The organism is Clostridium felsineum DSM 794, from assembly GCF_002006355.2.
GTDB lineage: Bacteria > Bacillota > Clostridia > Clostridiales > Clostridiaceae > Clostridium_S > Clostridium_S felsineum.
Genome location: NZ_CP096980.1, coordinates 3,767,746 through 3,779,711, shown reverse-complemented (window position 1 = coordinate 3,779,711; position 11,966 = coordinate 3,767,746). Strand labels below are relative to the sequence as shown.

The window sequence follows — 11,966 nt, the reverse complement described above, 5'->3', positions numbered from 1 at the left end:
TTTATAACTTTTTTATTTCATCAAATTTGTAAATTATAATACCCGAATATACAGTATCTAGTAAATTTGATTTTCTTAATTTACTCAGAACTTTTGTGACAGTTACGCGAGTGGTTCTTGATAATCTTGCAAGATCACTTTGAGAGAAGGGGATAAATATTTTATTATCCTTAAACTTCTGATGTTTTTTATAATATTCAGCTAAAGAGCAAATAGTTTCTTCTACTCTTTCTTCGGCATTAAGCCGTTGTTCAAAAATTTGTCTTGTTAATCCGTTTGTTATTTTGGATAATTCTTCCAAAAGTTCATTAGCTAAATTTTTATCATGATTAATGTACTTTTTTAATTCTGAAATACTTATAGAGATTATTTTTGAGTCCTGTAGTGCTATAAAAGAACCAACTGAAGGATTTTTACCAAATATTGATTGAAGTCCAAAAAAATTTTCTGCACCTAAAATTTCAACTAGCTCTTCTACACCATCTTCATTAATGTAGGTGTATTCCACTAAACCTTCAATGATAAAGTATAAATACTTAACATTCTCTCCTTGGTTAACAATAATAGATTTCTTAGTATATGTTTTGCTATCTAAATTTTTAATTATATTTTTCCAGTTAATTAATGAGTTGTTTTCAAAATTTGCTCTGTATTGAGGAAAGTAAACTTCATTATTATACAATTTATATTCGCTCCCTAATTAAATAATATTAATAAACCTAATTTTAGCAAAAATTATATGGTAGCTCAATTAAATTTATTCTTATAAAATGTATTGACCTGGAGTTAACACAAGGTGATAGAATAATTTTGAAAGAGGTAAGAATAACCTAGAGGAGGTTTTTATTATATGATAAAACGTAAATTAGGAAGTAGTAATATTGAGGTTTCGCCAATTGGCTTGGGAATTATTAAGTCTTGAAGTATTACAAAAATCAAATATTAAAGATACACTTCATGCTTATCAAATGGCAAAACGTTGTAATGAAAAACGTGTTATGGCTGAAGCAGTAAAATGGGGAGAAAAGGGAGCAAGAATAAATTCTATTTCTCCAGGAATTGTAGTAACACCGCTTGCAATTGATGAATTTAATGGTCCTAGAGGAGACTTTTATAAAAATATGTTTTCAAAATGCCCAGCAGGAAGACCAGGTACAGCAGTTGAAATAGCAAATGTTGCTGAGCTGCTTATGAGTTCAAAAGGGGCATTTATTACAGGATCAGATTTCTTAATTGATGGTGGTGCTACAGCATCATACTTTTATGGCCATTTAAAGGCAGAAGTATAAATTATTTAAGTATATAATGACTTTTCAACAACAATTTAATTAGATTATGTAGATGGCGAAAAAGATTTTGAAAACATATTAATAGATATTAGTAAAAGAATCCTAGTAAAATAACTTGTTATAGTGCTAGGATTTTTTATATAGAAGGATAAAATAAAATTAAGTCAAAATAGCACAGTAGGATTACTTGGTATATAATTATAGAGTAATTTATTATAGGGAGAATATTAATGAATATAAGTGATTTGATTATATATAAAAAAGAGATACCTAAAAGAGAAGCAATTTATGTAGATTTTCCAAGAAATTTATCAGAAGAATTAGTTAAGTATCTTTCAGAAAAGGGAATTGAAAAATTGTATTGTCATCAAGCTGAAATGTTTGAAAAAGCAGAGGAGAGCAAAAACATAGTTATAACCACATCTACAGCCAGTGGAAAGACTCTTAGCTTTTTACTTCCAGTAATACAAGAAATTTTATCAAATCCACTAGCTAGAGCAATTTTTATATATCCTACAAAAGCACTTGCTAGTGATCAGTATCGTGCTATATTACCTTATTTAGAGTACTTTGGTGAGAATAGAATTTCAGCGGGAGTATATGATGGGGATACTCCTACAAATGAAAGAAGTAGAATTAGAAAAAGTGCTAATATTATTTTAACAAATCCTGAAATGGTAAACAGCGCATTTTTACCCAATCACAGCAAATTTGGTTTTGATTTTATATTATCTAATTTAAAATATGTTGTAATAGATGAACTTCATACATATAGAGGTGCCTTTGGTTCACATCTTGCAAATGTTTTTCGAAGACTAAAAAGAGTGTGTAAATACTATAAATCATCTCCACAATATTTATGCAGTTCAGCAACAATAGCAAATCCAACTGAGCTAGCAGAAGAAATTTGTGGAGAAAAGTTCATTGAAATTGGCAAGGATGGTTCACCTTCTTCAAAAAGAAAATATGTGCTTCTGCAACCTCCCAAACTTGTGGGAGCAGATAAGAGATACTATGGTCAAGTGCAGTCAACGTCTATAGCTGCTGATTTAATACCTAATTTGGTAGAGATGGGAAATACCTTTATTGCCTTTACTAAGTCCAGAAGAAACGTGGAGGTAGTATTAAAAGAAGCAAGGGATAAATTAGAAACAGAAAGTTTTTTTGGAGAAGCTTTGACAGATAAAATATCAGGTTATAGGGGAGGGTATACACCACTAGAGCGTAAAGAAATTGAAAATAAGATGATAAAAGGTGCTTTAAGTGGTCTTGTTTCTACAAATGCTTTAGAGCTTGGTATAGATATAGGGAAAATTGATACGACAATAATAGTAGGATACCCAGGAACAAGGGCATCCTTTTGGCAGCAAACAGGGAGGGCAGGTAGAAGTGGCACGGAATGTACTAATTATCTCATTCTTGATAATCTCCCTTTTGACCAGTACATTGGAGTTAATCCAAATTGGCTTTTTAAAGGTGGTAGTGAGAATGCAGTAATTGATAAGAATAATCTTTTGATTGAACTATCACATATACGTGCAGCAGCTGCTGAAATACCATTAACACTAGATGATATTTCACTTTTCCCTGATTTAGGAGAAACAATTCCTGTTTTAATAAGGGCAAAGGAATTAACAAGTGAAAATGGTAAGTTTATATGGTGTGGAAATTCTTTTCCGGCAAGAGATTTTAGTTTGAGAAATATTGATAAAGCAAGGTATAAGCTTATAAATAAGGAAAATAATAAAGAAATTACAGAAATGGATGAAATGCAAGCCTTTAGAGAAATTCATACTGGAGCAATTTATATGCATGATGGCGTTCAATATCAGGTTATAAAACTTGACACAGAAAGTAAAACGGCATTTGCTATTCCTTTTAGTGGGAACTATTATACTATGCCGGGAGATAATACTAATATAAGAATTATTCAAGGCAGTAAGGATATAGATTATAAAAGGACTAAGATTACTTTTGGTGATGTAAATGTGGATCAAATAGTCTATATGTATAAAAAACTACAATTTCATAATCATCAAAATTTAGGTTTTGAGCAGCTTGAAAAACCATTATCAAAGGATTTTGAAACTGAAAGTACATGGCTTAGGATTCCAAGTAATGTTGTAAAAGTATACAGGAGAATGCTTCAAGAAAGTGAAAATGGTAAATTTATAAGAAACAATCATTTTGAAGGTCTATGCTTTGCAATTAAGAATGCTACTATGATGGCAACAATGACCGAAAATGAAGATATAGGTGTTACCATGTCTAATAATTCAGTAGAAATATCTGGCAGCTTTGAAGATGACGTCTATATGTTTGTTTATGATAAATATGTAGGTGGGCTCGGATACTCAGAAAAGGTATTTGATTTAACTAATATAATTATAGATAACGCAATAAGTATGGTTAGTGGCTGCAAGTGTAAGGATGGCTGTGCAGCTTGCATTGGAGATTATAAGTTAGATAAAGCTATGGTTTTATGGGGACTTGAAAATTTTCTTAAGGAAGTAGAAGTACCAAAGAATATAAAATTAGTAGAATATGCACCAAGAACTTTTATAAAAAAATCCTTTAGCTTTAATGAGCTCCAAAATAAATGGAAGGAATTTTGTGATTATATAAAAGAAAATGGTGATGCCTTTGGAGCGTTTTTGACTACAATTCCTAGAGTAGAAATAGAAGGTAATGTTATAACTTTAATTTTAAATAGTCCCTTTTATAGAGGGTGGGTTATGGAGGAGAATAATAGAAAAAGTATAATAAATATAATTCAATTTCATACAGATGCACCACTTAGAATAGAAATAAGAACTGAAATAGAAAATTCAGAGGATAGTAGAGAAGATATTAAAAACAAATTAAATAGAAGATATAAAAATCTTATGGAATAGGAGGATTTGATGGATTATAAAAAAGAATTAGAAAAATTAAATGAATATCAAAGAAAAGCTGTATTAGATGAGAGCAATGCCTGCATAGTAAATGCTAGTGTTGGAAGCGGAAAAACTACAGTATTGATTTCAAAGATTATATATCTTCATTATGAAAAAAATGTTAGCTACAAAGATATGGTTGTACTTACTTTTACTAATAAAGCAGCAGATGAAATTAAAGAAAGATTGATTAATTTAGATACAAGTATTGATATTAATGAACTCAATTTATTTGGTACCTTTCATAGTGTAGCTTTATATTTACTTAAGAATGTATTACCTAAAGAAGAACTAGGATATACAAAAGATTTTTTTGTAATTGAGCCTGATGAAGAATTAGATATTGCCATGGAAATAATACAAGAGAATAAGCTTAAAATTAAATATAAGAACAGATTAAAAAAGCGATTAGAAAAATCAGTGCAAATTCATGAGGAAGAAAAAAAGGTTTCAAAGTATGATGATGATATATTTAGTTTAGTAGAATTTTTAAAAAAAGAAAAAGTGCTTCAAAATAAGATGTCCTTTACGGATATAATTAATAATGCAAATTTACTTTTAGATAATAATAAAATTAAGCCTAAATGGATTATTATTGATGAGGTTCAAGATAGCGATAAGCTTCAGCTCCACTTTATTGATAAATTAAAAACTTTAGATACAAAATTATTTGCAGTAGGAGATCCTAATCAAGTTATTTATAGTTGGCGTGGAAGCGATTTAAAGGTGTTTGATATTTTGAAAAATAAATATGAAGCAAAGGAAGTGTCTCTTCCTATTAATTATCGTTCTAGCAATACTATTTTGGAAGTAGCAAGGTGCTTTTTAAGAGATAGAGATAGCTTAAAGGGAATAAGAAATACAGAAAGTAAGATTTTAGTGAAAAATCATTATGATGCATTTAATGAAGCTTGCTATTTGGCTGATAAGATTAGAAGGATGCATAAAGAGGGCGCAGCTTATAAGGATATTGCAATTTTTTATAGACTTCAGAATCAATCTAAGGTTTTAGAAGACGTATTTTTAAAAAATGAAGTTCCATATGAGGTTTCACTTAAGAAAAATATACGTGATATTCCGGTATTGAATTGGTTAATTAAGGTTCTAAGATTTTCTGTGAATCCTAATGATATATCTTCTGCTGTATATGTTATTAGCAATAAGGATTATGGAGCTGGAATAAGAGAAAAAACTGCAAGAAAGATAATTAAAGAAAAAAACATAGATAAATCTGAACTTCTAAAAAAGATGAACGAGTTTCTAAGTGAAAGCTCTAAAATCATTAAAACAGAAGATTTTTATGCATATTTTGAGTTTGATAAATACATAAGACCAACTTCGGCCACCTACAAAGAGGACAAAGAATATATTTATAATTTATTTGATATTATTATGAAATATATTAATGAGAAAAATGTAGATTTTTTAGATGGGTTAAAAGAGTTTATAAATTCTTCGGCACTTTATGGCTTGAATATTTTAAAAGAGGACATAAATAGCAATGCTGATTCGGTTAAGTTAATGACGCTGCATGCATCTAAAGGATTAGAATTTTCCTCTGTTTTTATTATAGGTGTTAATTATGGATTAATTCCTCTTAATACAGGGTGTATGGAGGAAGAAGAAGAAGAGGAAAGATTGTTTTTTGTTGGAGTTACTAGAGCAAAAGATTATTTGGAGCTTTCTTACTATACAAATCCAGATTATTATAGGGCAAGGGAAGGGAAAAGCCTTTACCTTCATATGATTCCACCTGAGTTAATTGAAAATGATGTAAATGAAAGTACTAAGGTTAATTTACAGGAACTAAAAAAACAGATTCAAAAGGAAAAAAATGAACTAAAAAAAGAAGAAGTAGTTGAAGTTATAGAGGAAGTTGTAAAAAAAGTTAGACATAAGAAGTATGGAATAGGAAAGGTTATTAAAGAGGATGAAATGATGCTTCAGGTCGAATTTGAGAATTATGGAGTAAAAGAATTTATAAAAGGATTTAGTGAACTTGAATTTATATAAGTATAGTATGCTGCTAGATTAATGAAATCTAGCAGCATTAAAAAAAAAAGCAAGCTATTGACTTAGACTTAACTCTAAGTTGTATACTTAAGCTGAGGCAAGAGAAATAACTTAAAAAGGCTTCAGGAGGTTTTATTATGAATTTAATGAAAGAAAAGAAATTTGGTTTTGGATGTATGAGGTTACCATTACTAGATAAAGAGGATCCTGCATCTTTTGATTATGACCTAATTAATAAATTATTTGATAAGTACTTAGAAAATGGATTTAATTATTTTGATACTGCATACACATATCATGGATATCACGGTGAAGAAGGAGTACGCAAAGCATTAGTAGAGCGTCATCCTAGAGATTCTTTTAAGCTAGCAACAAAACTACCCTTACGTGATTTTAAAGATAGTGAGGATATGGAGAAGATATTTAATGAGCAGCTGAATAACTGTGGAGTTGATTATTTTGATTTTTATTTACTTCATAACATGGGTTCAAATGTTTACTCCAAATGTGAGAAGTATGGAGCGTTTGATTTTGCAGCTAAAAAGAAGGAAGAAGGAAAAATAAAAGTAGTAGGAATGTCTTTTCATGATATGCCAGAACTATTGGATGAAATTTTATCAAAATATGCTGATAAAATAGATTTTGTTCAATTACAAATTAACTATGTAGATTGGGAGCAGCCCAATGTTCAATCGCGTCGTTGTCTAGAAATTGCAAATAAATACGATAAACCAGTAACTGTTATGGAACCTTGTAAAGGTGGAACCCTTATAAATGTACCAGAGGAAGCTGAAAAATTAATGAAGGAATATAACCCAAAGGCTTCTAATGCAAGTTGGGCACTTAGATTTGCAGCTAGTCAAAAAGGAGTATTCCGTGTACTAAGTGGAATGAACACTATGGATCAAGTAAATGATAATACTTCTTTTATGGAAGATTTTAAACCTTTAAACGAAGAAGAAATGGCTATTATTGAGAAGGTTACTAAAATAATTAATGATAACACAGCTATTGCATGTACTGCTTGTGAATATTGTACACATGGATGTCCTAAGAATATAGCTATCCCAAAATATTTTGCACTTTATAACAGTATTATGCGTACCACAGGTAGTTTTTCAAGTCAAATGGTATATTACAATAATATAGCTATTAAAAATGGAAAAGCTAGTGAATGTATAGATTGTAAACAATGTGAAAAAGCTTGTCCTCAACATTTACCAATAACTACTTATTTAAAAGATGTTACAGAAAAGTTTGAAAAAAATAGTATTATACCTACAAGAAAATAGTATTAAGAAAGAAGGAAAGCAAATGTCAGATAATAAAAAGTTAGGTTTTGGATGTATGCGCCTTCCAATGAAAAGTGGAACGGTTGGAATGAATGGCGAAGTTGATTATGAAGAATTTAAAAAAATGATTGATAAGTTTATTGATGAAGGCTTTAACTATTTTGATACAGCACATGGTTATATTAGTGGAAAGAGTGAAACGGCAATAAGAGATTGTTTAGTTAAAAGATATCCTAGAGAAGCTTATACGTTAACAGATAAATTAACAGGGACCTACTTTAATAGGGAAGAAGATATTAAAATTGTTTTTAATGATCAATTAGAAAAAACAGGTGTGGAGTACTTTGATTATTATTTGATGCATGCTTTAAACAGTGAGTTTTATAAAAAATTTGAGAAATGTAATGCCTTTGAAGTAGTAAAGAGGTTAAAGGAAGAAGGAAAAATTAAGCATATAGGTATTTCCTTTCATGATAAGCCAGAGGTGTTAGAACTTATATTAAGTGAGCATCCCGAAATAGAAGTAGTTCAAATTCAATTCAATTATGCAGATTATGATAATCCAAGTATTGAGAGCTATAAAGTTTATAAAGTATGCGAAAGATATGATAAACCTGTTATTGTTATGGAACCAATCAAAGGCGGCGGACTTATTAATTTGCCAGATACAGCAAAGAAAATATTAGATGAATTAAAGGGAGGAAGTTATGCAAGCTATGCAATTCGTTATGCAGCTTCATTTAAGAAAATATTTAAGGTATTAAGCGGCATGAGCGATTTTTCACAATTAGAAGATAATGTTAGGTATATGAAAGATTTTAAGCCTTTTACAGAAGAAGAATTTTTAGCAATTGAAAAAGTAAGGGAAATTCTAAAGAATCAAGATAATATTGCATGTACAGCCTGTAGATATTGTGTGGAAGGATGTCCTAAAGATATACTAATTCCAGATTTATTTGCGTGCTATAATGCAAAACGACAATACAAAGATTGGAACAGTAATATGTATTATGTAAATAGTACTAGAGGAAGAGGGAAAGCTTCTGAGTGTATTAAATGTGGTAAATGTGAAAAAATTTGTCCTCAACATTTAAAGGTTAGAAAACATTTAGAAGAGGTTGCAGCTGTATTTGAAAAATAGGTTTAAAAAATTAACCTGAAAGGATTGGGGAATATGAAAAAAAGAATTTTAGGGAAAAGTGGATTAGAAGTATCTGCTGTAGGACTAGGATGTATGGGAATGACACATGGTTTTGGAGAACCTTCAGATGAAAAAGAAATGCTTAAAGTAATTCGTGGGGCTTTTGATGTAGGTATAACAATGTTTGATACAGCTGAATGTTATCAAAATGACGATGGTACTATATATAATGAAACCTTGGTAGGGGAAGCTCTTAAACCATTTCGAAAAGAGGTTGTTATTGCAACAAAATGTGGAATAAAGGTTATAGATGGGAAACAAGTTCTTGACGCAAGAGAAGAAACTATAAGAAATTCTTTAGAAGGATCTTTAAGAAGATTACAAACTGATTATGTAGATTTATACTATTTACATAGAGTTGATCCTAATACACCAATTGAAGTTGTAGCAAATACTATGAAGGAACTTATTAAAGAAGGAAAGATAAAACACTGGGGACTTTCAGAAGCAGGATTAGAAACAATAGAAAAGGCGCACACTATATGTCCGTTAACAGTTGTTGAAAGCGAATATTCTATGATTTGGAGACAACCAGAGGGTGGTTTATTGGACTTATTAGAGAGATTAGAAATAGGATTTATTCCATTTGCTCCATTAGGAAAAGGTTTTTTAACTGGGACTATTGATACAAACCAAACTTTTGAAAAAAATGATACAAGAAGTAAACAGCCTCGTTTTAAAAAAGAAAATATGGAGTTCAACAAAACTTTAGTTGATTTAATAAAGAGGATAGCAGAAGAAAAAACTGCAACACCAGCACAAATTGCATTAGCTTGGGTAATGTCACAGAAGCCATGGATTGTACCAATTCCAGGAAGTAGAAAATTAAGTCGTGTTCATGAAAACGTTAAAGCAGCAGAAGTTAAACTAACAGAAAAAGATTTAATTGAAATAAGAAAAGCCCTGAATAGTATTGAATTAAGAGCTGATCGTTGGGACCCTAATTCAGCTAATGCAAAAAGAATAGGCAAGTAAAATATAAAAAAATAACGCAGCTGATTTAAGCAGATGCGTTATTTTTTATTGTATCCTTTGAAGGAATACTCTTATGGATTTTTTCTGTTCCTGCATCAAGAGCAGTTTTGTAATACCAGCATTTGTAATCTATAGTTTCTAAGGTGTGTTTGAGATTTGCCATTTGTTCTTCAACAATTTTTCGTCGTTCAATAAACATATTATATCTTTCCTCTAAGGTAGAATCTCCTTTAGAGCACCAATCAATAAAAGTTTTTATATCTTTTATTGGCATATTAGTATTTTTAAGACATTCTATTATATGAAGTGATTTTAAATCTTCATCAGAAAATGTACGTATGCCAGAGCTATTACGTTTAACAAAAGGCAGAAGACCTTCTTTATCATAGTAACGAAGAGTAGAGGTGCTTAAATTTAATTTTTGGGCAACCTCACCAATTGAATATGACATAGTTAATACCTCCATGTACAAACTTTCACTAAGTTAAAGTTAACTTTAACTTGATATTAAAGTATCATATATTAAAGCTAAAGTCAATATAGAGTATTTAGGAGTAAAATTTAAAAGAGTTACAGAAATGATTAAATTCAACTGTTGACTTGGAGTTAACTCTAAGTAGTATTATAAAGAGGAATTAAAGAGATTATTAAAAAATATTATTAAGAGAAGTGAGGAATAGAGAATATGGATTTAAAAGATAAGAAATGCTTAATAGCTTACTTTTCACGCAAAGGGAATAATTATGTTGATGGAGGTATTAAAAACTTAGCAGTTGGAAACACAGAAGTAGCAGCAGAAATTATAAGAAAAGTAATAGATGGAGATATTTTTTGCATAGATTCAGTAAAAGAATATCCCAAAGATTATACAGAGGCAACAAATGTTGCTAAGGAAGAATTGAATCTAAATGCTAGGCCAAATCTTTCAGATAAGGTAGAAAATATGGAGGATTATGATGTTATAATTTTAGGATATCCTAATTGGTGGGGAACTATGCCAATGCCAGTGTTTACATTCTTAGAGGAATATAATTTTTCGGGAAAAACAATTCTTCCATTTTGTACACATGAAGGAAGTGGACTAGGGCATAGTGAAAAAGACATAAAAAAAGTTTGTTCAAATTCTGATATTTTAAGTGGTTTGGCAATACGTGGCAGCAGTGTAAATGCAGCAGAAAAAAGTATTGTTAGTTGGCTTGAAAATAATTTAAGTGATATTTAGATAGATTTATTATTTTAAAAAAGGTAATGACAATATTTATATTTTTCATCACCTTTTTTAAAAAGATAAATAATTATAATATAGAGTTTACAGTTAAGTGTTAAGAATAAAAGCTTGACTTAAAGTTTACTTTAGGTTGTATTATAAAATTGTTAAGAAATATAAATTAAAGTGTAAGGGGCTAGAGCTATGAACGTTATAGAAAAAGAAATATTTGAAGGAGAACGTCCTCTGTATAAATCTTTTGATGTTTTAATAAAGGAATGTGAATTTTTGCCAGGGGAATCAGCTATTAAAGAAAGTAGAAATATTAAGGCTATTAATTGCAATTTTAAGGATAAATATCCATTTTGGCATAATAATAAGGTTGAAATTCAAGATTGTTATTTTTCAGAAGATAGTCGTGCTGCAATTTGGTATACAAGTGATCTTTTAATGAATAATTGCAAAGTTGATGCACCTAAAATTTTTAGAGACGGTGAAAATATTACAATTACTAATACTGTAATGGATACAGAAGAAACCTTATGGGATTGTAAAAATGTTAAGATAGTTGATTCGGAATTTAAAGGTAATTATTTATTATTACACGGTGAAAATATAGAACTTACTAATTTTAAATTGGATGGTAATTATTCTTTTCAACATGTAAAGGGTGGTATTGTCAGAAATTGTGTTATAAAATCAAAAGATGCTTTTTGGAATACTGAAAATATTACAGTATATGACTCTGTTTTAGAAGGAGAGTATTTAGCTTGGTATTCTAAAAATTTAAAGCTTGTTAACTGCACAATTATTGGTACACAGCCATTATGTTATGCAGAAAATTTAATATTAGAAAATTGTAAGATGATAAATACTGATTTATGTTTTGAATATACATCTGTACAAGCTGATGTTACAACTATAATTGATAGTGTTAAGAATCCAACGAGTGGTGTTATAAAAGCAGAAGGTATTAAAGAACTTATATTAGATGATCCAAAGTTAGATCATTCTAAAACTGAAATTATTACAAAAGCTTAATTATATAAGATT

At 29.7% G+C, this 11,966-nt stretch carries 9 protein-coding genes and 1 pseudogene; 8 read left to right on the top strand and 2 right to left on the bottom strand.

All coding sequences use genetic code 11. From position 1 onward, the window contains the following. Position 1 precedes the first annotated feature (1 nt). The gene (locus tag CLFE_RS17725) at positions 2–682 is read right to left on the bottom strand and encodes a Crp/Fnr family transcriptional regulator (RefSeq protein WP_077895075.1); all 681 of its coding nucleotides are present in this window, start codon (positions 680–682) and stop codon (positions 2–4) included. A gap of 223 nt (positions 683–905) precedes the next feature. On the opposite strand from CLFE_RS17725, the pseudogene CLFE_RS17720 reads away from it, so the two are divergent. The 6 genes and pseudogenes from CLFE_RS17720 to CLFE_RS17695 form a co-directional block, all read left to right on the top strand. Beyond that, positions 906–1,289 (top strand): annotated as a pseudogene (locus CLFE_RS17720) (SDR family oxidoreductase); the annotation flags it as partial. A gap of 230 nt (positions 1,290–1,519) precedes the next feature. Beyond that, positions 1,520–4,183 (top strand): DEAD/DEAH box helicase, encoded by a 2,664-nt coding sequence (locus CLFE_RS17715; RefSeq protein ID WP_077895074.1) that lies wholly within the window; start codon positions 1,520–1,522, stop codon positions 4,181–4,183. 9 nt (positions 4,184–4,192) lie between these two features. Continuing rightward, positions 4,193–6,238, top strand: coding sequence for an ATP-dependent helicase (locus tag CLFE_RS17710; RefSeq protein WP_077895073.1), 2,046 nt, complete (start codon positions 4,193–4,195; stop codon positions 6,236–6,238). Between the two features lie 137 nt (positions 6,239–6,375). Beyond that, positions 6,376–7,530, top strand: coding sequence for an aldo/keto reductase (locus tag CLFE_RS17705; RefSeq protein WP_077895072.1), 1,155 nt, complete (start codon positions 6,376–6,378; stop codon positions 7,528–7,530). 22 nt (positions 7,531–7,552) lie between these two features. Continuing rightward, positions 7,553–8,671 carry an aldo/keto reductase gene (locus CLFE_RS17700; protein WP_077895089.1) on the top strand — a complete coding sequence of 373 codons (1,119 nt, stop codon included), beginning with the start codon at positions 7,553–7,555 and terminating at the stop codon, positions 8,669–8,671. Between the two features lie 33 nt (positions 8,672–8,704). Next, the gene (locus CLFE_RS17695) at positions 8,705–9,706 is read left to right on the top strand and encodes an aldo/keto reductase (RefSeq protein ID WP_077895071.1); all 1,002 of its coding nucleotides are present in this window, start codon (positions 8,705–8,707) and stop codon (positions 9,704–9,706) included. Positions 9,707–9,731: 25 nt separating this feature from the next. On the opposite strand, the gene CLFE_RS17690 is transcribed toward CLFE_RS17695, so the two are convergent. Further along, entirely contained in the window at positions 9,732–10,157 is a 426-nt protein-coding gene (locus tag CLFE_RS17690) for a MerR family transcriptional regulator (protein WP_077895070.1), read from the bottom strand. 234 nt (positions 10,158–10,391) lie between these two features. Between CLFE_RS17690 and CLFE_RS17685 the strand changes: the two genes are divergently transcribed. Together CLFE_RS17685 and CLFE_RS17680 are read left to right on the top strand one after the other, a co-directional pair. Further along, positions 10,392–10,928, top strand: coding sequence for a flavodoxin (locus CLFE_RS17685; RefSeq protein ID WP_077895069.1), 537 nt, complete (start codon positions 10,392–10,394; stop codon positions 10,926–10,928). Positions 10,929–11,117: 189 nt separating this feature from the next. Beyond that, positions 11,118–11,954 (top strand): DUF3737 family protein, encoded by an 837-nt coding sequence (locus CLFE_RS17680; RefSeq protein WP_077895068.1) that lies wholly within the window; start codon positions 11,118–11,120, stop codon positions 11,952–11,954. Positions 11,955–11,966: the final 12 nt, after the last annotated feature.